The organism is Xanthomonas maliensis, from assembly GCF_009192945.1.
Classification (GTDB): Bacteria; Pseudomonadota; Gammaproteobacteria; order Xanthomonadales; family Xanthomonadaceae; genus Xanthomonas; species Xanthomonas maliensis.
Genome location: NZ_NSET01000038.1, coordinates 1 through 20,255, shown reverse-complemented (window position 1 = coordinate 20,255; position 20,255 = coordinate 1). Strand labels below are relative to the sequence as shown.

At 66.7% G+C, this 20,255-nt stretch carries 22 protein-coding genes, 1 tRNA gene and 1 other RNA gene; 14 read left to right on the top strand and 10 right to left on the bottom strand.

Annotated elements, in window-relative coordinates; translation table 11 throughout:
- Positions 1 to 243 precede the first annotated feature (243 nt).
- Positions 244 to 660 carry a SymE family type I addiction module toxin gene (locus tag CKY51_RS12190; RefSeq protein WP_022974328.1) on the top strand — a complete coding sequence of 139 codons (417 nt, stop codon included), beginning with the start codon at positions 244 to 246 and terminating at the stop codon, positions 658 to 660.
- A 504-nt stretch (positions 661 to 1,164) separates the two neighbouring features.
- On the opposite strand, the gene CKY51_RS22830 is transcribed toward CKY51_RS12190, so the two are convergent.
- Positions 1,165 to 1,287, bottom strand: a complete 123-nt coding sequence (locus tag CKY51_RS22830; RefSeq protein WP_280524701.1) for a hypothetical protein — start codon at positions 1,285 to 1,287, stop codon at positions 1,165 to 1,167.
- Between the two features lie 230 nt (positions 1,288 to 1,517).
- Between CKY51_RS22830 and CKY51_RS12185 the strand changes: the two genes are divergently transcribed.
- Positions 1,518 to 2,674 (top strand): IS3 family transposase gene (locus CKY51_RS12185; RefSeq protein ID WP_152249293.1). Its coding sequence is split into 2 segments (ribosomal slippage): positions 1,518 to 1,758 and positions 1,758 to 2,674, totalling 1,158 coding nucleotides; the frame shifts between segments, so codons are not numbered across the junction.
- Here the strand turns inward: CKY51_RS12185 and CKY51_RS12180 are convergent.
- The 5 genes from CKY51_RS12180 to CKY51_RS12160 form a co-directional block, all read right to left on the bottom strand.
- A complete protein-coding gene (locus CKY51_RS12180) occupies positions 2,648 to 3,061 on the bottom strand; it encodes a hypothetical protein (RefSeq protein ID WP_152249292.1) in 414 nt (137 codons plus the stop codon). The two genes, CKY51_RS12185 and CKY51_RS12180, sit on opposite strands and share 27 nt — an antisense overlap.
- Complete coding sequence (locus CKY51_RS12175; protein ID WP_152249291.1) at positions 3,061 to 3,420, bottom strand: hypothetical protein; 360 nt, start codon at positions 3,418 to 3,420, stop codon at positions 3,061 to 3,063. Before CKY51_RS12175 ends, CKY51_RS12180 begins: the two co-directional genes overlap by 1 nt.
- Positions 3,413 to 3,871 (bottom strand): DUF4123 domain-containing protein, encoded by a 459-nt coding sequence (locus tag CKY51_RS12170; protein WP_152249290.1) that lies wholly within the window; start codon positions 3,869 to 3,871, stop codon positions 3,413 to 3,415. Before CKY51_RS12170 ends, CKY51_RS12175 begins: the two co-directional genes overlap by 8 nt.
- 1 nt (position 3,872) lies before the next feature.
- On the bottom strand, positions 3,873 to 4,283 hold the full coding sequence (locus tag CKY51_RS12165; protein ID WP_152249289.1) for a PAAR domain-containing protein: 411 nt from the start codon (positions 4,281 to 4,283) through the stop codon (positions 3,873 to 3,875).
- A 461-nt stretch (positions 4,284 to 4,744) separates the two neighbouring features.
- Positions 4,745 to 4,820: transfer RNA gene (locus CKY51_RS12160), tRNA-Ile, on the bottom strand.
- Positions 4,821 to 5,199: 379 nt separating this feature from the next.
- Between CKY51_RS12160 and CKY51_RS12155 the strand changes: the two genes are divergently transcribed.
- The 7 genes from CKY51_RS12155 to CKY51_RS12125 are packed head-to-tail and all read left to right on the top strand — an operon-like array spanning position 5,200 to position 11,609.
- Complete coding sequence (locus CKY51_RS12155) at positions 5,200 to 5,859, top strand: thermostable hemolysin (protein ID WP_022972346.1); 660 nt, start codon at positions 5,200 to 5,202, stop codon at positions 5,857 to 5,859.
- Complete coding sequence (locus CKY51_RS12150) at positions 5,856 to 7,352, top strand: AMP-binding protein (RefSeq protein ID WP_022972345.1); 1,497 nt, start codon at positions 5,856 to 5,858, stop codon at positions 7,350 to 7,352. The genes CKY51_RS12155 and CKY51_RS12150 overlap by 4 nt, the downstream gene beginning before the upstream one ends.
- The gene (locus tag CKY51_RS12145; RefSeq protein WP_022972344.1) at positions 7,349 to 8,023 is read left to right on the top strand and encodes an iron-containing redox enzyme family protein; all 675 of its coding nucleotides are present in this window, start codon (positions 7,349 to 7,351) and stop codon (positions 8,021 to 8,023) included. The genes CKY51_RS12150 and CKY51_RS12145 overlap by 4 nt, the downstream gene beginning before the upstream one ends.
- Positions 8,023 to 8,844, top strand: coding sequence for an SDR family oxidoreductase (locus CKY51_RS12140; protein WP_022972343.1), 822 nt, complete (start codon positions 8,023 to 8,025; stop codon positions 8,842 to 8,844). The genes CKY51_RS12145 and CKY51_RS12140 overlap by 1 nt, the downstream gene beginning before the upstream one ends.
- A complete protein-coding gene (locus CKY51_RS12135) occupies positions 8,841 to 9,512 on the top strand; it encodes a tetratricopeptide repeat protein (protein WP_238319489.1) in 672 nt (223 codons plus the stop codon). The genes CKY51_RS12140 and CKY51_RS12135 overlap by 4 nt, the downstream gene beginning before the upstream one ends.
- 22 nt (positions 9,513 to 9,534) lie before the next feature.
- Positions 9,535 to 10,224, top strand: coding sequence for a response regulator (locus CKY51_RS12130; RefSeq protein ID WP_022972341.1), 690 nt, complete (start codon positions 9,535 to 9,537; stop codon positions 10,222 to 10,224).
- Positions 10,221 to 11,609, top strand: coding sequence for a sensor histidine kinase (locus CKY51_RS12125; protein ID WP_022972340.1), 1,389 nt, complete (start codon positions 10,221 to 10,223; stop codon positions 11,607 to 11,609). Before CKY51_RS12130 ends, CKY51_RS12125 begins: the two co-directional genes overlap by 4 nt.
- A gap of 165 nt (positions 11,610 to 11,774) precedes the next feature.
- Here CKY51_RS12125 and CKY51_RS12120 read toward each other — a convergent pair whose 3' ends face one another.
- Complete coding sequence (locus CKY51_RS12120) at positions 11,775 to 12,671, bottom strand: LysR family transcriptional regulator (protein ID WP_022972339.1); 897 nt, start codon at positions 12,669 to 12,671, stop codon at positions 11,775 to 11,777.
- Positions 12,672 to 12,774: 103 nt separating this feature from the next.
- Between CKY51_RS12120 and CKY51_RS12115 the strand changes: the two genes are divergently transcribed.
- The 3 genes from CKY51_RS12115 to CKY51_RS12105 all read left to right on the top strand — a co-directional run bounded on the left by CKY51_RS12115 (position 12,775) and on the right by CKY51_RS12105 (position 16,510).
- Positions 12,775 to 13,521, top strand: coding sequence for an SDR family oxidoreductase (locus CKY51_RS12115; protein WP_022972338.1), 747 nt, complete (start codon positions 12,775 to 12,777; stop codon positions 13,519 to 13,521).
- Between the two features lie 28 nt (positions 13,522 to 13,549).
- Positions 13,550 to 14,449 (top strand): SDR family NAD(P)-dependent oxidoreductase, encoded by a 900-nt coding sequence (locus CKY51_RS12110; protein ID WP_022972337.1) that lies wholly within the window; start codon positions 13,550 to 13,552, stop codon positions 14,447 to 14,449.
- Between the two features lie 267 nt (positions 14,450 to 14,716).
- On the top strand, positions 14,717 to 16,510 hold the full coding sequence (locus CKY51_RS12105; RefSeq protein WP_022972336.1) for a chloride channel protein: 1,794 nt from the start codon (positions 14,717 to 14,719) through the stop codon (positions 16,508 to 16,510).
- Between the two features lie 18 nt (positions 16,511 to 16,528).
- Here CKY51_RS12105 and CKY51_RS12100 read toward each other — a convergent pair whose 3' ends face one another.
- The 3 genes from CKY51_RS12100 to CKY51_RS12090 all read right to left on the bottom strand — a co-directional run bounded on the left by CKY51_RS12100 (position 16,529) and on the right by CKY51_RS12090 (position 18,809).
- Positions 16,529 to 17,725, bottom strand: a complete 1,197-nt coding sequence (locus tag CKY51_RS12100) for an FAD-dependent monooxygenase (protein ID WP_022972335.1) — start codon at positions 17,723 to 17,725, stop codon at positions 16,529 to 16,531.
- A gap of 41 nt (positions 17,726 to 17,766) precedes the next feature.
- Positions 17,767 to 18,228, bottom strand: a complete 462-nt coding sequence (locus tag CKY51_RS12095; protein WP_022972334.1) for a MarR family winged helix-turn-helix transcriptional regulator — start codon at positions 18,226 to 18,228, stop codon at positions 17,767 to 17,769.
- Between the two features lie 182 nt (positions 18,229 to 18,410).
- Positions 18,411 to 18,809: a Rid family hydrolase gene (locus CKY51_RS12090; protein WP_022972333.1), complete on the bottom strand. Its 399-nt coding sequence runs from the start codon at positions 18,807 to 18,809 to the stop codon at positions 18,411 to 18,413.
- A gap of 129 nt (positions 18,810 to 18,938) precedes the next feature.
- On the opposite strand from CKY51_RS12090, the gene CKY51_RS12085 reads away from it, so the two are divergent.
- Both CKY51_RS12085 and CKY51_RS12080 read left to right on the top strand, forming a co-directional pair.
- Positions 18,939 to 19,895: a LysR family transcriptional regulator gene (locus tag CKY51_RS12085; RefSeq protein WP_022972332.1), complete on the top strand. Its 957-nt coding sequence runs from the start codon at positions 18,939 to 18,941 to the stop codon at positions 19,893 to 19,895.
- Positions 19,896 to 20,071: 176 nt separating this feature from the next.
- Positions 20,072 to 20,148: non-coding RNA, sX9 sRNA (locus tag CKY51_RS12080), on the top strand.
- Positions 20,149 to 20,255 lie beyond the last annotated feature (107 nt).

Genomic DNA, 20,255 nt, shown 5'->3' with positions numbered 1-20,255 from the left:
GCCGGCATCTGTGCCGGTTGATCTGTTGCCAGCCCCCGCTCACCGCCTGCGGTGGGATGTGGGTGATGTGCTGCACCGGCTCGCTGCACGCGCAGCTGTTGAGCAGGCGGGCAAGCATCCCGCGCATCCGCTGAGTTGCCAGCTCGGTGTGTTACCGCACACCTCGCGCCGCTCGTTTGCACGCAGGGCCGTGGCGCTGCAGCAGCGTGTCGCCGCATCCACCAACTATCACCCGGAGGCGCCATGACACGCCGCCGCCCACCCACGGTATCTGCCAGCGCACGGCCCACCCGCACGCGTACGCGCCCCGCGCCGCCCAAGCGGGTGCAGTGGGTTGTTGTGGAACCCGACCGCACCACGCTGCCACCGATGCTGCCGCCCGACCCGGACGCCTCCCCGCAAGGCCCCGGCACGCTACGCGCACCCCGCCGCGCCCGCCGCCCGCGCCAATGCACCGTTAGCTACACCCAGTACCCCGGCGCCCACGATCACGCTGGCGACCAGCACGTGCCCCACGTCCGCCTCAGCGGCCTATGGCTGGAACAACTGGGCTTTGCCATCGGCACCAAACTGCGCATCACCGCCAGCGAAGGGCAACTGCTGATGGAGGCGTTGCCGCCGACGGAGGCGCCGGCCAGGGCGCGTAGCGTGCGGCGATGATGCGGCAGCTGCCATAAGCCTTGCGATTGACCTCGGTGCCGGATGCCAATAGGGTCGCAGCCACACCAGAGAAATAACGGTTCCAGGTTCATTTCCATTGCAGCCCAGCCGTCGCCAGACAATCGCGCCCATACCGTCACGCGGCCTGCCGGGTGTGGACGAGGTGTCGGACTTGAGGTGCAACTAGCTGCCCGATTCGTCTTCGCGCATGGGTGGGTCGGCGGCTTCAACTCTGGATCGCAACATCAAAGGGTTTGAAGTGGTCCGGACGACCTGACCTGAGCGACTTCACAGCCAAGTGGAGTTGCCCAGGTCATGCAGCCGCCTGGACCTTTCAGCGTACGCAGCCGGCATCAGAGAAGAGCCACCCCAATCCCGACCATCTGAAAGAGCTCTCCCGGCGATGTCATGAACACAACGCCTAGCGCCGCACCGTGCAGTTGTTGGCGCTTTTCTACGCCGTCCCTGAGGTATGCAAACGGCCTTCAAAAAGTTGGCATTGCCCTACATCAGTTCGGGGTCAATGACCGGAAGCAAGTCCAGATCTACCAGGCTCATCTCCACTTGATTGGCTTGCTTGATGGCGTGGGGATCAGACAAGTCAAGCAGCGGAGTAGACAGGATCAAGGTGCCATTCCTCAGCCGTTCAAGCTGCACAGCATTCGGAACTTGCTGCAAATAACGGTTCCAGGTTCACTTCCATGGCAGCCTGGCCGTCGCGAAACCATCGCGCCCATGCCTGCGCGCGTAGCGACATAGATCGGCAGCGAGGCTGGTAGTGAAACGACAACGGCCGGGTTCACCCCCGTTTTCACGGACACTTACAAGAAGGCCGATTCAGGCCATGAGGAGTGTTCATGTCAAAGCGTAGGAAGTTCAGTGCCGAGTTCAAGCGTGGCGCGGTTGAGCAGGCCAGCCAGCCCGGCGTCAGCTGTGCCCAGGTGGCCCGGGAGCTGGGGATTCGCGACACCCTGCTGACCCGCTGGAAGCGCGAGGCGCAGACCCCGGGGACGGCCGCATTCGTCGGCAGTGGCACGCCTCGGGACGAGGAGCTGGCTCGACTCAAGCGCGAGTTGGCGCGGGTGAAGAAGGAACGGGATTTTTTGCGAGAAGCGGCGACGTTCTTCGCAAAGGGATCCCCCTGAGGTATCAGGTGATCGAACGTTGCCGCGATGAGTTTCCGATTCGGCTGATGTGCCGGTGCCTGAAGGTATCGGCCAGCGGCTACTACGAGTGGAGTAAGCGTCCTGCGAGCGCCCGGCAGCTCGACAATGAGCGCCTGGTCGTACGGATGCGAGAACTACACGAAGACAGCCGCGGTACGTTGGGGGCTGGCCGCATGCGCGAAGACCTGGCTGAGGAGGGCGAGACCGCCAGCCTGAACCGGGTAGCACGCCTGATGGCAGCCAGCGGCCTGCAGGGCTGGCCCCGGCGCAAGCGCCGCGGGCAGCGTGCAGGTCCGGCCGTGACGCCGCCGGGCGTGGTCAACCTGCTTGAACGTGATTTTCTCGCGCTGGAGCCGGAAACCAAGTGGGTGACCGACATCACCGAGATCAAGACCCAGCAAGGCAAGCTGTATCTGTGCATCGTCTTGGATCTGTACGACCAGCGCATTGTTGGCTGGTCAATGCACGCTCGGCAGGACCGTCAGATGGTGATCCGGGCTGTGCAGATGGCGGTCTGGCAGCGGCAAGGAAGCGATGAGGTGATTGTGCATTCGGATCGTGGCAGTCAGTTCCGCAGCGGTGACTACCAGCGGTATCTCGCGGCTAACGAGCTGATCTGCTCAATGAGCGCTGTGGGGCATTGCGGCGACAACGCGGCCTGCGAAGGCTTTTCTGGACTACTCAAGCGTGAGCGGATCTATCGAACGAGCTACGCCACACTGGATGGAGCAAGAGCGGATGTGTTTGACTACATCGAGCGACGCCACAACCCAAGGATGCGGCGAAGGGCGGCCAAGCAGGATCAGAAGGTTGCAGCTCTTTTACAACCGTCCGTGATATCGGGGTAGAACCCCATACTTGCCGCCGCCCCCGAAGAAGTCCTTGATGGCGTTCAACTCGATGTTGACGATCGTGTCGGAGGCGTCGCCTCGCTCCACGTAACCGAACCGCTCAGGACCGGCAAACATGTTCGCGATCTGGAGCTGGTAGTCGTAGTTGATGCGGTTGCTCTTGGTGATGTAACGAGGCGTGGGCGGCTGCCCTACGCGGCCGTTGGTCAGCTTGCATTGATTGCACTGGGTCGCGTCGGGGGTCTGCGAGCAGTCGGCCTCGCGCGCTTTGACATCAGGCTTGGTCGCATCCTTGGCGGCGTTTGCTGCCGCGGCAGCTGCCATTGCCGCTGCCGCCCGCTCGGCCAGCTCTTTGAGCCCCCATCGAATCGGAATGGCGACCATCAAGGCGTCTCCTTCGGCCAGCGATGCATGGAGCTTAGCGCCCCAAGAATGTCTGCGGCTTTGAGATTGGGATCGGCCGCATGACGCATGGCGAGATCGATGTCGGGGTTGCGGTGAAGTTCTCCACCGCTCCCGACATCGGCTTTTGTCCATCGGACTAGGATCGGCAAACGGGTGATCCCCAGCTCATGGGATGCGTAAAAGTAGCAGCGATCGGTCTCGGCCAAGAGTTCTTGATCGCTCATGCCGCTCACCAATTGCGGCATGTCGCGGCGAATCTCTGCCGCGAGCCGGGGCAAGAACTCAAACGGATCGGGCAGGCGCAGCAGCGCCTCTTGCCGGGCATCTAGCTCAAGCATCCGAGGCCTCCAACTGAGATCGGTCCAGCTCCCATACCCGATCCTGCAGGCGCACCGACCAGCGCGAGACTTGGCCAAAAAACGCCTTGCGCTGCGCAGGCGTTAGAACCCGCCAAACCCGATAGAGGGCTCGGCCATCCCAGAACCGGAACATGGCCAGACTTCCGTCGGCCATGCGCAGATCCAGACAGCCCTCCAAGTGATCAAACAGGGCTTCAAAGCCGACATCGGCGACTAGCCCCGCCACCGCGCCCGGATGGCGGTCCATGACATGGAGCAGATGCCGAAGCCCCGCATGGCCGTCCAAAACAACCAGCCAGGGTCCGGCCTCGGCCAACGAAGACTCGGGCTGGCGCTCGAACAGGGAGCGCGCCAGGCCGGACTCCATGTAGGGCTGCAAAGCGGGGCACGCATCGGCACTCGCGGCGGCATCGATCAACGCGTAGTCCATGTCAGCGCCTCATGACGGCAGCGCCCGACTGGCTGCCGGCCAGCAAGCACTCTTTACACACGGGCGGTTTCTGAGCGATCGCTTCAAGAAGCGCAGCTCCCGGGAGGACTTCGGTCGCAGCGCCGGCCCCAGCTGCCCCTGGGCCCTCATCGAGAAACACGCGGGATTGCTTGCTGGAAAGCACCTGGCAGCCGCAGGCCAAGTAATCGCCGTGAAGCGCGACGGCTTGGCCGTCCATCATGATCGTTAGGTTGCCGCCCACAATGGCGAAGTTGCCATTGTGCTTTCGGCATAGGGCGCGGTCGCCCACGCGCGCGAGGGGCTTTCCGTCGATGTCAGTGACCGGTGATCCAGAGATCACATGTCCGCCACTGCTTGTCGGATCACCCACGACGATGAAATTCTTTGGCATCCCAACCGTGCTCCTGGTCGATGCGCTCACTGCTCGCCACAAGCATCCTCCAGGCGGCGAGTTTCCTGAGCCTTTGATACCGCGTAATCAGCCAGAGCCACCATACTGCCCAGTGCCGAAATCAAGCTGGTGACGCAGCCATGGATGCCAGGGGCGGAAAGGCCGAGGCCCTCCATGTTTTACCTGTCATACGCGAACCAAGAAGGCTGATCCGGGCACTGTTCCATACCGCGATCCTCCTGCCGGGGGGATGCTGATCATGGATCAGTCCGCTAGGCATTTTCCCAACGCGCATCACACTGTGATGTTAGCAGTACTGGCTTAGGTTCAATGCGTAGCCATATGCTCTTGCGAAATGTCGGCGCGGTGCTGAGATTTTGATGCCGGCCTGCAGAAGGTGCAGCAACTCAGCAGGTTTAGTTAGTGCGAGCAGTCGCTCGCCACGCGCGACATAGACCGCTTGGTGGGCCCACCAGGATTCGAACCTGGAACCAAAGGATTATGAGTCCTCTGCTCTAACCGTTGAGCTATAGGCCCTTGCGTGGCAAGGCCGCACTGCGCTGGGCCGGGGCACGGCGTCCTTGTGCGGGGCGCAAAGTGTACCCGGCTGCCCGCTGGCTGTCTCCGACCGGCCTCATCCTGGAGGGATGCCCTGCGACGAGGGCGGTGGTCTGCACGTTTCCGGCCTCGGGCGCGGGATGGCGCTCGCCTGGATTGGGCGGCAGGTCGGTTCTTCGTGGTCGCGTCCGGTTGCCGCCGCGCGCATGCGCCGCGTCCCGTCCGGGCTTCCGGGGCTATCTCGCCATCGCGCGCCGGGCTGGGCCGCTCGGCCCTCTAACGCTGCGTGATCGCAAAACGAAGAACTGCTTAACAACTGAATAATTTTGTCTTAATCCAGCGGGCCAAGGATGGCGCCATGTCCTGGATCCCTCTCACTTCTCTCGTGTCCCTGCCGGGGCGCTTTGCGCATGGCGAACTGGTCGGGGTCGACCATCCGCAGCGGGCGTCGATCGAAGGGTTTATCGCCGATGTCTATCTGTCGCGCTACGGGGCGCGGTTGCAGAGCTTCCTGCCGCATCTGCTGGCCTACCGGGATGCCAATGGGCATCTGCTGGCCGCGGTGGGGCTGAAGCTTGGCGGGGAAGGGGGCTTGTTCGTGGAGCAGTACCTGGACGTGGCGGCCGAGGCGTCGGTGGCGCTGGAGCTGCGGGTCGACACCGTGGGGCGCGGCCAGCTGGCGGAGGTGGGCAACTTTGCGGCGGTGACGCCGGGCGTGGCGCGCGAGTTGATCATGCAGCTGACCTGCCTGCTGCAGGCGGCGCAGGTGCGTTGGGTGTTGTTCGTGGCGACCCGGCAATTGCGCAATGCCTGCCATCGGCTGCAATTGGCGCCGGTGGCGCTGGCCGAGGCCAGCGCGGCGCGGCTGGAGGGGGACGTGGGCGCTTGGGGGCGCTACTACGACACCCAGCCGCGGGTGATGTGCGGCGACGTGGCGGCCGGCCACGCCTATTTGATGCAACAGGCACTCGGGGAGGTGCAGATGGAAACGGCGCTGTGCATGGCGGTGGCGCAATGAACGCCGCCATGTCGAATCGTTTGTTGGAGGCGCTGCATGGCCATGCGGCGCGCGTCATCACCAGCGCGGGTTCGGTGTCCGACCAGGCGCTGCAGGCCCAGGTCGCCGGACTTGCGCAGGCGTTGGAGGCAGCGCAGCTGCGCTGCATCGCCAGTCGCCTGGACAACGGTGTGCAGTGGTTGGTGCTCGATCTGGCGATCCGCGCGATCGGCGGGGTGCATGTGCCGCTGCCGACGTTCTTTTCCGGCGAGCAGGTCGAGCATGCACTGGCGTCCAGTGGTGCGCAGGCGGTGATCGTCGCCGCCGGGACACCGTTGCCGGCGGGGCGCGAGGCATTGCCGCGGCGACTGTCGGAGATGGCGCTCAGCGGTTGGCGCTTGCCGCCGGCGCCGGTGGTGCTGGCCGAGGGCATCGGCTGCATCACCTATACCTCCGGGACCACCGGTCGCCCCAAGGGCGTGTGCCTGGCGGCCGCGGATCTGCTGCAGGTGGCCGGCTCGTTGGTCGATGCCTCGGCGACGCTGGCGCCACGCCGCCATCTCTGTCTGATGCCGCTGTCCACCTTGCTGGAGAACGTGGCCGGTCTGTACGCCACGCTGTTGGCCGACGCGCAAATCGTGCTGCCCAGCCTGGCGGAAATCGGCTACACCGGCGCGTCGGGGCTGGATGTGCCGACGCTGCTGCGTTGCCTACATCGCTACCAGCCCGAGAGCGTGATCCTGGTACCGCAGTTGTTGCTGGCACTGGTGATGGCGGCCGAGCAGGGCAGCCCGCCGCCGGCATCGTTGCGCTATCTCGCCGTCGGCGGCGGGCGCATCGGTCCCTCCTTGCTGGCACGTGCGCAGGCGCTGGGGCTGCCGGTGTTCGAAGGCTATGGGTTGACCGAGTGCGCGTCGGTGGTGTGTCTCAATCGTCCGGATGCGCAGCGCGCCGGCAGCGTGGGGCGCCCGCTGGCGCATGCCACGGTGCGCATCGACGATGGCGAGATCGTGGTCGACGGCGTACGTGCGATGGGATTTCTGGGCGGCGAGCGGCTGCCCGCCGGCCCGATCCGCACCGGCGATCTGGGCGAGATCGATCAGGATGGCTTCGTGCATGTCACCGGGCGGCGCAAGAACGTCTTCATCACCGCCTACGGCCGCAACGTGTCGCCCGAATGGGTGGAAAGCGAGCTACTGCAGCACAGCAGCGTGGCGCAGGCGGTGGTGTGGGGCGAAGGCCAGGCCGATAACGTCGCGGTGCTGTGGCCGCGGCGCGCCGAGATGGCCGATGCCGCAATCGCGCAGGCGGTGGCCGAGGTCAATGCCGGGCTGCCCGACTATGCGCGCGTGGCCCGCATCGTGCGCGCCGATCGTCCATTCACCGCCGCCGATGGCCTGCTGACGGCCAATGGCCGGCCGCGCCGCGAGGCGATCCTGTTCCATTACCAGACTGCAGTGGACGCGTGCTACCGCCGCCCTGCGACCCTTTCTGTTTCCGGAGTTGTGCAATGACGTTTCATGACGAACTGCTGGCCCTGACGGCGCACGAACGGGCGCAATTGGTATCGGTGCCCATCATCCAGTCCGCACTGGGTGGGGCGATCACGCGCGCGGACTACACCGCCTTCCTGACCCAGGCCTATCACCACGTGCGCCACACCGTGCCATTGTTGATGGCCTGCGGTGCGCGCCTGCCGGCACGGCTGGAATGGTTGCGGGTGGCGATCGGCGAATACATCGAAGAGGAGATGGGGCACCAGGAGTGGATCCTGGACGACCTGGTAGCCTGCGGCGTCGATCGCGCGGTGGCGGCCGGATCCTCGCCGTCGTTAGCCACCGAGCTGATGGTCAGCTACGCCTACGACACCATCGCGCGCGGCAATCCGGTCGGCTTCTTCGGCATGGTGCTGGTGCTGGAAGGCACCAGCGTGGCGCTGGCCACGCGCGCAGCGACCACCATCGAATCGACCCTGCGGCTGCCGCGCAACGCCTTCAGCTATCTGCTGTCGCATGGCGATCTGGATGTGGAGCACGCCGGCTTCTTCGAGGGGTTGATGAACCGTCTGGACGTGGAGGAAGACCGGCAGGCAGTGGTGCATGCCGCGCGCCGCTTCTATGTGCTGTATGGCGATGTGTTCCGCACCCTGCGTGCGGATGGCGTGCGTCTGGCGGAGGCTGCGTGATGCAACTGCAAGGACAGTGCGTGATCCTCACCGGTGCCAGTGGCGGTATCGGCTCGGCCCTGTGCGCGGCCTTGCTCGAGGCAGGCGCCAGCGTGCTGGCGGTCGGCCGCAATGCGCAGCGCCTGCAGCCATTGCGCGCAGGCGCGGCGGCGGACAGGGTCATTCCGGTGGTGGCCGATCTTTCCACCGCCAACGGTCGCAGCGCGCTGGTGGCGGCCGCCGAGGCTGCGTCGACACCGCCCTCGGTGCTGGTGCTGGCGCATGCGCAAAGCGGTTTTGGCTTGTTCGAGCAACAGCATGCCGAACAGCTGGAAGAGGTGCTGCATGCCAATCTGGTGGCACCGGCGTTGCTGGTCCATGCGTTGCTGCCGCTGTTGCGTCGGCGGCCGCAGGCGGCGGTGGTCGGCATCGGCTCGACCTTCGGCAGTATTGGTTTTGCCGGTTTTGCCGGCTACAGCGCCAGCAAGTTCGGCTTGCGTGGTTTGTTCGAAGCGCTCGCACGCGAGCACGCCGATACCTCGGTACGGTTCCAGTATCTGGCCCCGCGCGCCACCCGCACTGCCTTCAATACGCAGGCGGTGGATGCGCTCAACCATGCGCTGGGAACCCATTGCGATGCGCCGGATCTGGTCGCCGCGCAACTGGTGCGCGCCATCGAGCGCGGCGATCTGCGCCGTCAGCTCGGATGGCCGGAAAAATTGTTCGTTCGCCTCAACGGGGCAGTGCCGTCGCTGGTGGATCGCAGCCTGCGCGGGCAACTGTCGATCATTCGGCGGCATGCGACCGCTGCCGCCCCCCACTCCAGTACGAGGCTGCCATGAGCACGCTGCGTCGTTCCACCCCTATGCGCGTGTCCGCGCTGTGCCTGCTATTGTTGTGCGGCGCTGCCACCGCGGCCGATCAGGCAGCGTCCGCGGCGGTGACGCAGGTGCGCGACCGCTGGGCGCAGATCTCCTACCAGTTGCCCAAGCCGCAGCGCCAGGCTGCCTTCGAAGCGTTGGCGCAGCAGGCCGCGCAGGCACGGCAGGCGCGGCCCACCGAGACCGCTGCACTGATCTGGGAAGGCATCGTGTTGTCGAGCCTGGCAGGAGAGAAGGGCGGCATGGGCGCATTGGCCTTGGTCAAGCGTGCACGCGCCGACTTCGATGCGGCCATCCAGCACGATCCCGCGGCGTTGGGCGGCGCGGCCTATACCAGTCTGGGCGCGCTCTACTATCAGGTGCCGGGTTGGCCGCTGGGCTTTGGTGACGACGACCGGGCGCGAACCTTGTTGCGCAAGGGGTTGGAGATCGATCCCACTGGCATCGATGCGAATTACTTCTATGGCGATTTCCTGCGCGACCAGAAGGATTGGCAGGGCGCGGCAGAGGCGTTTCGCAAAGTCTTGAGCGCGCCGCCACGCCCGGGGCGCGAGGTCGCCGATGCCGGTCGACGGCAGGAAGCGCAGGCCAAACTGCGAGAGGTGCAGGCACATCTTGCCAGCCACTGAGTACGCGGGCGACACTGCCGGCATGCGCATCCTCCTGGTTGAAGACGACGCATCCCTCGGCGAAGGAATCTGCACGGCGCTGCGCCGGGCCGCTTTCGCAGTGGATTGGGTGCGCGATGGGGCCGGTGCGTTGATCGCCATCGGCGACGGCGAGATCGATCTGGTGATCCTGGATCTGGGCCTGCCGCGCGTGGATGGCATCGAGGTCATTCGCCAGGTCCGCGCACGTGGCGATCAGGTGCCCATCCTGGTGCTGAGTGCGCGCGAGCGCGCCGCCGACCGGACGCTTGGGCTCGATGTCGGCGCCGACGATTATCTGGGCAAGCCCTTCGACACCGCCGAGCTGCAGGCGCGGGTACGTGCCCTGCTGCGTCGCAGTGCCGGGCGCGCGCAACCCATGCTCGACGCCGGCGGCCTGCGGCTGGATCCGCAGCGGTTGACGGTGACCTGGCATGGGCGCGGGCTGGACCTGACCCGTCGCGAGTTCGCCTTGTTGCGGATGCTGATGGAGCAGCGTGGCCGACCGCTGGGCCGGGAGACGATCCAGCAGCATCTGTATGGCTGGGACGAGGACGTGGCCAGCAACGCAGTGGATGTGCATGTGCATCAGCTGCGCCGCAAGCTGCATCCCTCGTTGATCCGCACCGTGCGCGGAATTGGCTACGCACTGGACGAAGCCGCAGCGGCGCGTGCAGGCGAGGCCTCCGGATGAGTTCGATCCGCCGCGCGCTCTTGTTGTCGCTGACCGGCGTGCTCTCGCTGCTGATCGCGCTAGCGGCGCTCTTCAGCTACCACGCCGGCTTGCAGGAAGCCGGCGAGATGTTCGATGCGCGTCTGGTGCAGTCGGCGCGCGTGTTGTTGAGCCTGGTCGACGATCCCTTAGGCGATCTGAGCGAACACCCAGGCGATCCCATCGTGCTGCATGGCTGGCATGGGCGGGCCGAAGGTGTCGGCGAGGCATTGGCGTTTACCGATGGGCACGCCTACGAAACCAAGCTGGCGTTCCAGGTGTGGAGCCCGAAGGGCCAGCTGCTGCTGCGCTCGGACAGTGCGCCGCTGGCGCGGCTGGCGCCGTTGCGCGCGGGCTATACCGATGCCACGGTCGACGGCATGACCTGGCGGGTGTTCACGCTGCGCTCGACGCAGGGGCGCTGGTTCCAGTCGGCCGAGCGCTCGGATATCCGCGCCGAACTGGCCGAAGACATCGCCATGGGCACCCTGCTGCCCTTGTTGCTGGCCTTGCCGCTGATGGCGGTGCTGATCTGGCTGGTGGTCAGTTGGGCCACCCGCTCGTTGGTGCGGGTGTCCGACCAGATCGGCCAGCGCGATCCCGAGCGCATGTCGCCATTGGAGTTCGCCAATCTGCCGGCCGAGGTGCACGGACTGGTGCGCGCGGTGAACGGCCTGTTGCAGCGGCTCGATGCCGCACTCGCGCGCGAGCGCCGCTTCATCGCCGACGCTGCGCACGAATTGCGCACGCCGATCAGTGCGTTGAAGGTGCATGCGGCCAATCTGCGCCAGGCGCGCGGTGACCAAGAGCGCAGCGAATCGCAGCAGCATCTGGACGGCAGCGTCAGCCGGGTAGAACGGTTGGTGGCGCAGTTGCTGGCCTTGAGTCGTGCCGACCAGAGCTTGCGCGTGGTGCCGGCGCTGCCGCTGGACCTGGATGCGCTGGTGCGGGTGGAGGTGGAAGAGCTGCGCCCACTGAGCCACGCCCGCCAGCAAACCCTCACGACCACGCTGGCAGGCGCGCAGGTGCGTGGTGACGAGCACGCGCTGGCGCTGCTGATTCGTAGCCTGTTGGAAAACGCGGTGTATTACACGCCACGCGCTGGCCGGATCGCCGTGTCCACCCACGCCAGCGCCGACGCGGTCGAGATCGTCATCGCCGATTCCGGGACCGGCATTCCCGAAGAAGCGCGCGAGCGGGTGTTCCTGCGCTTCCATCGGGAGCTGGGCAGCGGCGTGGAGGGCAGTGGGCTCGGCCTGGCGATCGCCAAGGAAGTGGCAAGTGCGCATGGCGGCAGGATCGTGCTGGAGCAGTCGCGTGAACTCGGCGGGCTGGAGGTGCGGGTCGTGTTGCCGACGCAGGCGTGAGGCGTCGTACCGCCGGACCGCAGGATGTCTGCGTTACGCGGTCGACTGCCGATGCGAGCGGCTGCGCCGCCCGCGTCTTGCCGAGATCGCTTGCTGGGTGCAGGCGGCTGGGTGGAAGTCGCAACGGCAGTGCGCGCGCGGTCGCCGCCACATCGCATGCCGCGATCAGTAGGTGGTTGCTGGAAACGCCTCGCAGGCCCAATCGATAAAGACACGCAGGCGCGGCGACGGGAGCCGGGTGCGCGCGTAGACGATATTGACCGGCGTGGGTGAGGGCGGGCAGTGGGGCAGCACCGCGACCAGGTTGCCGACGGCGAGATGGCGCGCCAGCCGATAACGCGGTGCCTGGATCAGGCCACAGCCGGCGAGTGCAGCGCCCAGATAGGATTCGGCGCCGCGGACCCGCACCCGGTAGGGCAACTGCAGCTCACGCCGCTGGCCGTCCACCAGAAATTCCAGCGGCAGCACGGCGGCGCTGGCGGTGGAATGGAATCCCACCATCACATGGCCGTCGTGCGCCAAGGTGTCCACGCTGCGTGGATCGCCGTGCCGGGCGCAATAGTCGGGCGAGGCCACCGTGGCTTCGTCCAGCAAGGTCAGGCGACGCGCCATCAGGTCGCTGTCGCGCAATTCGCCGGCGCGGATCGCGCAGTCCACCCCTTCGCGCACCAGATCGACGTAGCGGTCGCCTTCGCTGACATCCAGTGCGACCCCGGGATAACGCGCGAGAAACTCGGGCAGGCGTGGAAACAACAACCGGCGCGCCATCGTGCCGTGCACATCGATGCGCAGTGGGCCCTGCGGACTCGAGCGGAAGGCGCCTTCGGCGTCTTCCAGATCGGCAATCAAGCTCAGGCAACGTGCGTAGAAGGCTTCTCCTTCCAGGGTCGGCGTGACCTGGCGGGTCGTGCGTAGCAACAGGCGGACACCGACGCGCTCTTCCAGCGCCTTGATGGCATCGGTCACCGTGGCGCGTGGCAGGTTCAGGTCTTCGGCGGCACGGGTAAAACTGCGACGCTCCACGATCCGGGTGTACACGCGCATGGTGTCGAAGCGATCCATTGTTCGGCAGCTCGAATGGTGTTGGCGGATTCGTCCTGATTATCCGACGCGCGCGCCGCAATAAGGTGTGCAGACCCTGATCCCCTCCTAGGAGAGTGCAGCGATGAACACCCCCAACCGTTCCCGTCCCGTCACGATCGTCACCGGTGGTTCGCGCGGCATCGGCGCGGCCATCTGCGAGCGCCTGGCTGGCGAGGGCCATGCGGTGGTGATCAACTATGCCGGCAGCCATCAGCAGGCCCAGGCCCTGGTCGCGCGGCTGGTCGAGCACGGTGGCGAGGCGATCGCGGTGCAGGGCGATGTGGCCGATCCCGCTGCGGTACAGCGGCTGTTCGATGCCGCGCAGGAGCGCTTCGGCGGGATCGATGTGCTGGTCAACAACGCGGGTGTGATGACGCTGGCGCCGGTGGTCGCGTTCGCCGATGACGACTTCGACCGCCAGATCGCCATCAACCTCAAAGGCAGCTTCAACGCGATGCGCGAGGCTGCGCGGCGCTTGCGCGAGGGCGGACGCATTGTCAATTTTTCTTCCAGCGTGATCGGCCTGCGACTGGAGCAGTACGGCGCCTACAGCGCCACAAAGGCCGCAGTGGAAGCCTTGACCAGCGTGCTCTCGCGCGAACTGCGCGGCCGTTCCATCACCGTCAATGCGGTCGCGCCCGGTCCCACCGCGACGGCGTTGTTCCTCGATGGCAAGCCGCAGGAGGTGGTCGACCGCATGGCCAAGATGAATCCCCTCGAGCGCCTGGGCACGCCGGAAGACATCGCCGCGGTGGTGTCGTTCCTGGTCGGTCCGCAAGGCGGCTGGGTCAATGGCCAGGTGCTGCGCGCCAACGGCGGCATGGTCTGAGCGATCTTCCTCATTGCGGAGAAACAGCATGAAACAACGCATTCTGGTCACCGGCGCGTCATCCGGATTCGGCGCGCTGACCGCGCGCCAGTTGGCGCAGGCCGGGCATACCGTCTACGCGAGCATGCGCGACACCACCGGCCGCAACGCAGCGCAGGTGGACGCCGCCGCCGACTATGCGCGCACGCATGGCGTGGACTTGCGCTGCGTGGAGCTGGACGTGCTGTCGCAGCCCTCGGTCGATGCCGCGGTGGCGCAGATCGTGGCCAGCGACGGCGGCCTCGATGTGCTCGTGCACAACGCTGGCCATATGGTGCTCGGCCCGACCGAAGCCTTCACCCCGGAGCAGTTCGTCGAGCTGTACGAGGTCAACGTGGTCGGCACCCAGCGGGTCAATCGCGCGGTGTTGCCGCACCTGCGCGCGCGCGGGACAGGCCTGCTGGTCTGGGTCGGGTCGAGCAGCACGCGCGGGGGCACGCCGCCCTATCTGGCGCCGTATTTCGCTGCCAAGGCGGCCATGGACGCGGTGGCGGTGTCCTATGCCAGCGAACTGGCGCGGTGGGGGATCGAGAGCACCATCGTGCTGCCCGGGGCCTATACCTCCGGGACCAACCACTTCCTGCATGCCGGCCAGCCCGCCGATCGCGCGCGCGCCGACGAGTACGCGCAGGGGCCGTACGCCGGCTTGCCGGAGCAGATCCAACAGGGTCTGGCAGCGATGGAGCCCGCCGATGCCGACGTGGCGGAGGTGGCCGCGGCCATCGCCCGCGTGGTCGATCTGCCGCACGGGCAGCGGCCGTTCCGGGTGCACGTGGATCCGTCGCAGGACGGCGCCGAGGTCGTCAACGCGGTCGGCGACCGTGTGCGGCGCGAGTTCTATCGCAATCTGGGACTGGAAGACCTGTTGCGGCCGCGCGTGCCGGCCTGAACCAGGCAGCACCACCGCGCGGCCCGGCTGCGCGGTGTGACGGCGGGCAAGCTGTGCACGTCACGGTCCGCCATGCGCGAAGGCCGGCCGCGCACACGCGGCGGCCCGGACCCCGTGGCCGCGCTGCAAGGCGTGGCAGCAGCTTGGGGCGGTCGGCATGCAATGCCGCTGCGATAGTGGTGTGGAGTTCAAGCGGGCTGCTGCACAATGCAGGCTCCCGTCGCTTCCACTGCGCGCCCGGTTCGGGCGTGCGCCGCCTGGTCCCGCATGTCCGCCGTCTCTTCCCGCCTGCCGGTCTTCCAGCCTGCCATCGATCGGCTACGCGCCGGCCTGCAGGCCTTGCGGCGGCAGTTTCGCGCCAACGCACTTTGGTTTATCGCATTGGCCGCGTTGGTCGGCGGGCTGGCGGGGGGCATGATGCTGGTGCAGGCCTGGATCGCGCATGGTCTGCAATCCTGGTTGTACGCGCTGGCGCCGGGCGATCGCCTCAGCACCAGCACGTCGATCACCGTCCAGCAACTGTTGGTGCTGCCGCTGGGCGGACTGCTGGTGGGCTTGGTGACGCTGGCCGCGCGGCGGCGGCAACGCCCGCTGGTCGATGCGGTGGAGGCCAACGCGTTGCACGGCGGCCGCATGTCGATGCGCGACAATCTGATCGTGTCGTTGCAGACGCTGTTGTCCAACGGCTTCGGTGCCTCGGTGGGGCTGGAGGCGGCGTATACCCAGATGGGGGCCGGTGCCGGCTCGCAGCTGGGCCGGGTGCTGCGGGTGCGCCGCGCCGATATGCGCACCTTGGTCGGCGCCGGCGCGGCCGGTGCGATCGCGGCGGCCTTCGGCGCGCCCTTGGCCGGGGCCTTCTATGCCTTCGAGATCGTCATTGGCGCCTATACGCCGGCCGCACTGGCGCCGGTCGCTGCTGCGGCGCTGGCCGGCGCGTTCCTGGCCAATGCGCTCGGCGCTGCGCCGTATTCGCTGCCGGCGGCCACCGCCTACCAGTTGCAACCACGCGACTACGCGGTCTACATCGCCTTGGGCCTGACCTGTGCCCTGGTCGGCATCGCGGTGATGCGGCTGGTGGCCGGCATCGAGCGCAGCGTGGGGCGGATCAACCTGCCGGTCTGGGGGCGGCCGGTGGTGGGCGGGCTGTTGCTGATTCCGCTGGCCTGGTATTCGCCGCAGGTACTGTCCTCCGGGCACGGCGCCCTGCATCTGGATTTGACCGGCAGCAACACCTTGCAACTGTTGGCCGGGTTGTTGGTGCTCAAGTGCATTGCCTCGGGCATTTCCTTGGGGTTCGGATTCCGCGGTGGATTGTTCTTCGCCTCGTTGTTCATGGGCTCGCTGGTGGGCGGGTTGTTCGCCGCAGGCATCAACTTGCTGGTCGACGCGCCGGTGGTGGATAGCACCAGCGCCGCCCTGGTCGGCATGGCGGCACTGGCGGCGGCCATCGTCGGTGCACCGATGACCATGGCCATGCTGATCCTGGAAGGCACGCACGACTTCGTGTTGGCCAGTGCGGTCATGGTGGCGGTGCTGGTGGCCAATACCTTGGTGCGGCAGGTGTTCGGCTATTCGTTCTCGACCTGGCGCCTGCACCTGCGTGGAGAGAGCATCCGCAGTGCGCGCGATGTCGGCTGGGTGCGGCATCTATCGGCCGGCAAGATGATGCGCAAGGATGCCAACCACACCCCGGCCACGCTCAGTGTGGCCGAGTTCCGCCGGCGCTTCCCGCTCGGTTCGACCCAGCGCGTGGTGCTGGAGGACGACAGCGGATGCTATGCCGGCGTGGTGCCGTTGGCGGCGCTGTACGCCGACAAGGTGCAGGTCGATGCGCCGGTGGCGCAATACGCCCAGCACCTGGACGCGGCGTTGCCGGCCGATGCCGACATCGTCTCGGTGATGAAGGTCTTCGATGCCACCCAGGCCGACGAACTGGCGGTGGTCGACCCACAGCGGCAGGTATTGGGCGTGCTGTCGGAGAGCTTCGTGCGCAAGCGCTATGCCGAAGAACTGGAGCGGCGCGAGCGCGAGCTGATGGGCGAACGCACCGGCGAAGAGTGAGAGGCCGGTGCGCACGCTCTAGCCAGTGGCAGGCAGCGGATAGTCCGGCAACTGGATCTTGCTGGAGTCGCGCAGGAAGAAAGTGCTGAAGCTCTTGCGCACCAACGGCGTGCCGGCCACGCGCATCGCTCCGCGCAACAAGGCCAGACCCGCGCGCGAATGCGGCCACAGCAGCCGCGGGAGAAACTTCGGAACGCCCTGGCCTTCGCGCACGAACGGCCGCATGCGGCGCTCATAGGCGGCAAAGGCATCGCGATGATCGGCATGGCTGGCGATTTCGCCGGCCAGCACGTAGGCGCCGACCACGGCCAAGGTGGTGCCGATGCCGGACATCGGAGTGGCGCACCAGGCGGCATCGCCGGTCAACACCACCCGTCCTTGCGACCAGCGCGGCATCCGCACCTGCCGTAGCACTTCGAAGTAGAAATCCTCGGTCGTCTCCATGCCGGCCAGCAATCGAGGGAACTGCCACGCACAGTCGGCGAACGTCTCGCGCAGGAAGCGCCGTTGTTGCGCAGTGTTCCACTCCAGCTCATCGCCAGGCTTTTTCTGTACGCCGATGTAGGCATGCACTTTGTTGTCCGGCCCCGGCTTCAGCGACGCGCCACGGCCGCCGGTGGTGTTGTATTGGCGCGCGAAGGTGCCGTCGCCGGGGACGGCTGGCAGCGAGAAATAGGCCAGGGTGATATCCAGCCAGCGCGGTTGGTTTTCGCCGGGAAACAGCAGCTCGCGGGTACTGGAGCCCACGCCTTCGGCAACGATCACCAGTGCATAGCGCGCCTGCTGGCCACTGGCGAACGTGACCGTCGCCGCGTCGGCGTCCTGGGCGATCGCGGTGATGTGGTCGCCGAAGCGATGCGTCACCCGTTCGCTGGTCGGGGCATGGATCAGTTCGGCCAGGTCGCCGCGCAGGATTTCCAGCTCGGCGGTCGGGCCGTCGCCCAGGTCGGCGACGGCGAAACGGGCGATCACCCGGTCCTGCGCATCCACCCAATCGGTGCCTTGCTCGCCGGTGGCGCGCGCCAGTGCGGCGGCTTCCAGGCCCATGCGTCGTAGCACCTGGCGCCCTTCGCCGCGCACGTCCACGTTTTGGCCGCCGCCGCGGAACGCTGGCGCGCGCTCCACCACATCGACAGCGAAACCGTGTTGGGCCAGCCACCAGGCAGCGGTATTGCCGGCGATGCTGGCGCCGGTGATGAGAATGCGACGGGTCATGGTGGAACCTCCATGCGCCCAATAACATCACGAGTGATGTTTTATTGCAACCCGTCGCCTTCCAGATTGGCGATCAAGCGATGCAGGAGCTGCGTCAGCTGGATGCGCTCGCTCGCGCTCATGCCGTGCAGGCAGGACTGGTTGACCTCGCCAAGCACCTTGGCACCGAACGCGGCCATGCTGCGTCCACGCGGCGTCAGCCGGACGTGAGCGGCGCGGCGATCGTGTTGATCCGGCGTGCGGGTGATCCATGCGTGGGCCTGCAACTTGTCCAGCAGGGCGACCATCGCTGGCTGGCCGACCGGCGAGCCGCGTACCAGATCCTTCTGCAGCATCGCGCCATGGCGTTGCAGCAGCAGCAACGGCCCCAGCAAGGCCAGCGATAGACCCTTGGGGCGCAACAGCGCATCCACCTGGCGATTGAACAGGCGGCTGGCGTGGTTGGCCAGATAGCCGGGTGCGACCTGCGCCTCGGCGCAGTCCTCGGCCTCCTCGTCCCTCATGACACGGTTTCCGCAGCGAACGAAGCGTGCATCCTACCCAAGGCGGGCGCGGCTCTGCAGCCGTGGCATACACTGCAGGCACGTCGGTCAGGGACCGGCATGCAGGCGCGCGCCGGCCCTGCGAGCAGGCCCAGACCTGCCCGCTCGCGGATCGACGCGCGGCCACCTGCCTCGGCCGGGGGCTACGCGGCGCTGGGTTGGCGCACGATTGCCTTGATCTCGAACTGAAAGCCATACAGCCAGGTCACCCCCACCGCGGTCAGGGTGGGATAAGGCGCTGCGCCCCAGTAGTCCGCCCACGCCTGCAGCACGGTGTTGAGGATGGCCTGGGGCTCGACCAGGAACAGGGTGACATCGACCACATCATCGCGGCTGCAGCCGGCCGCCTGCAGGATCGCATCGAGGTTGGCGAATGCGCGTGCGATCTCGTTCTCCAGTCCTGGTGCGGGCGAGCCGTCTTCGCCGCTGCCGACCTGGCCGGAGACGAACAACAAGCCGTCGCTGCGGACGGCGGGCGAATAGCGATTGCGCGCGTACAGGTCCTGCCGGTCCTGCGGGAAAACCACGTCACGTGTTGCCATGGATGAGCTCCGTTGCGGCCAATGCCGCCTCTCGAAAGCACGCACCGTACGCGCGTCGGTGCAGCGGATAAATCGGCCGCCGACCACAGCACTGTTTGTAAAATCCAAACAATCTGACAGGAGCGTGCGATGGATCGGTTCGATGCAATGCTGGCGTTCGCCCGTGTGGTGGAGACCGGAAGCTTCACCAAGGCGGCAGAAACCCTGCAGCTCGGCCGGGCCAGCGTGACCCAGTTGGTGCAGCAACTGGAAACGCGCCTGCGTGTGAAGTTGCTCCATCGCACCACGCGCAAGGTGCAGGTCACCGCCGACGGCGCTGCGTTCTACGCCCGCACGCTGCGTCTGTTGGCCGAGCTGGAAGATGCCGAAAGCAGTCTGTCCGCGGCGGCCGCCGTGCCGCGTGGGCGGCTGCGCGTGGACGTGCCCAGCCCGCTGGCGCGGCTGGTGCTGATGCCGGCGTTGCCGGCGTTTCACGCGCGCTATCCGGAGATTCAGTTGCACATGGGCGTGAGCGACCGCAACGTGGATGTGATCGGCGAGAACGTGGATTGCGTCGTGCGCGGCGGCGCCATTGCCGAGCAATCGCTGAGTGCACGGCATATCGGCGATCTGCAGGCCGGCCTATATGCGGCGCCGGCGTATCTCGCACGGCACGGCATGCCGGCCGATCCCGGTGCCCTCGCGCAGGCGCCGCATCATTGCGTGGGCTATCTGCGCGGCGATGGCCACGTGTTGGCTCATCGATTGCGGCGTGGCGAGGAAACGGTGCAGTTGCGGGGGCGCCATGTGGTGGCGACCGACGATGGCAATGCCTATCTGGCTGCGGGTCTGGCCGGCATGGGCGTGCTCTGGCTGCCGCAGTACATCGCCGCCGCTGACCTGGCCCGGGGGACGCTGGTGCCGGTACTGGACGACTGGGCGTTGGCGCCGATGCCGATGTTCATCGCGTTCCCTGCCAACCGGCATGTCAGTGCCAAGCTGCGGGTCTTTATCGATTGGGTGACGGGATTGATGAGCGAGCACGCACCGGTGACCACGCGCCCAGGGCTGCATGCGGGCCGGCCAGGCGTTGCTGACGGCGTCTGATGCGCATCGTCGGCGTGTGGTGGGCGGCACACCGACGCGGTGTAGGCCAAGCGCGTTGGCCATCGCACGGCACTGACCGTGCGACGGCCTTGCATGGCAGCGCGGTGCCTGCTTAGAGCAGCCAATAAAACGACTGCGCAGCCGCCAGGCGGACGCGGCCGGTGCTCGGAATCCTCATGTACCACGCGTACACTGCGGTTCCTGCGCGCCGTCCGCGCCCACCTGACGGCTTGCTCGCTACGTAGTGTTAGCCGCTCTAAGGCATGAGTTGACCGAGGACGGGAGGCATCCGATGTCCGCTTCCCTGCAGGGGCATGAGCCGTGCTGCTGTCTCTTATAAGCATCTCCGAGCCCACGAGG

Excerpts from the sequence above, each read along its gene's own strand:
- CKY51_RS12100 (WP_022972335.1), bottom strand. The coding sequence starts at position 17,725 with ATGACCCGTCGCATTCTCATCACCGGCGCCAGCATCGCCGGCAATACC.
- CKY51_RS12095 (WP_022972334.1), bottom strand. The coding sequence starts at position 18,228 with ATGAGGGACGAGGAGGCCGAGGACTGCGCCGAGGCGCAGGTCGCACCC.
- CKY51_RS12110 (WP_022972337.1), top strand. The coding sequence starts at position 13,550 with ATGAAACAACGCATTCTGGTCACCGGCGCGTCATCCGGATTCGGCGCG.
- CKY51_RS12170 (WP_152249290.1), bottom strand. The coding sequence starts at position 3,871 with ATGGACTACGCGTTGATCGATGCCGCCGCGAGTGCCGATGCGTGCCCC.
- CKY51_RS12105 (WP_022972336.1), top strand. The coding sequence starts at position 14,717 with ATGTCCGCCGTCTCTTCCCGCCTGCCGGTCTTCCAGCCTGCCATCGAT.
- CKY51_RS12130 (WP_022972341.1), top strand. The coding sequence starts at position 9,535 with ATGCGCATCCTCCTGGTTGAAGACGACGCATCCCTCGGCGAAGGAATC.
- CKY51_RS12165 (WP_152249289.1), bottom strand. The coding sequence starts at position 4,283 with ATGCCAAAGAATTTCATCGTCGTGGGTGATCCGACAAGCAGTGGCGGA.
- CKY51_RS12175 (WP_152249291.1), bottom strand. The coding sequence starts at position 3,420 with ATGCTTGAGCTAGATGCCCGGCAAGAGGCGCTGCTGCGCCTGCCCGAT.
- CKY51_RS12085 (WP_022972332.1), top strand. The coding sequence starts at position 18,939 with ATGGATCGGTTCGATGCAATGCTGGCGTTCGCCCGTGTGGTGGAGACC.
- CKY51_RS12155 (WP_022972346.1), top strand. The coding sequence starts at position 5,200 with ATGTCCTGGATCCCTCTCACTTCTCTCGTGTCCCTGCCGGGGCGCTTT.
- CKY51_RS12190 (WP_022974328.1), top strand. The coding sequence starts at position 244 with ATGACACGCCGCCGCCCACCCACGGTATCTGCCAGCGCACGGCCCACC.
- CKY51_RS12150 (WP_022972345.1), top strand. The coding sequence starts at position 5,856 with ATGAACGCCGCCATGTCGAATCGTTTGTTGGAGGCGCTGCATGGCCAT.
- CKY51_RS12115 (WP_022972338.1), top strand. The coding sequence starts at position 12,775 with ATGAACACCCCCAACCGTTCCCGTCCCGTCACGATCGTCACCGGTGGT.
- CKY51_RS12120 (WP_022972339.1), bottom strand. The coding sequence starts at position 12,671 with ATGGATCGCTTCGACACCATGCGCGTGTACACCCGGATCGTGGAGCGT.
- CKY51_RS12090 (WP_022972333.1), bottom strand. The coding sequence starts at position 18,809 with ATGGCAACACGTGACGTGGTTTTCCCGCAGGACCGGCAGGACCTGTAC.
- CKY51_RS12125 (WP_022972340.1), top strand. The coding sequence starts at position 10,221 with ATGAGTTCGATCCGCCGCGCGCTCTTGTTGTCGCTGACCGGCGTGCTC.
- CKY51_RS12180 (WP_152249292.1), bottom strand. The coding sequence starts at position 3,061 with ATGGTCGCCATTCCGATTCGATGGGGGCTCAAAGAGCTGGCCGAGCGG.
- CKY51_RS12145 (WP_022972344.1), top strand. The coding sequence starts at position 7,349 with ATGACGTTTCATGACGAACTGCTGGCCCTGACGGCGCACGAACGGGCG.
- CKY51_RS12135 (WP_238319489.1), top strand. The coding sequence starts at position 8,841 with ATGAGCACGCTGCGTCGTTCCACCCCTATGCGCGTGTCCGCGCTGTGC.
- CKY51_RS12140 (WP_022972343.1), top strand. The coding sequence starts at position 8,023 with ATGCAACTGCAAGGACAGTGCGTGATCCTCACCGGTGCCAGTGGCGGT.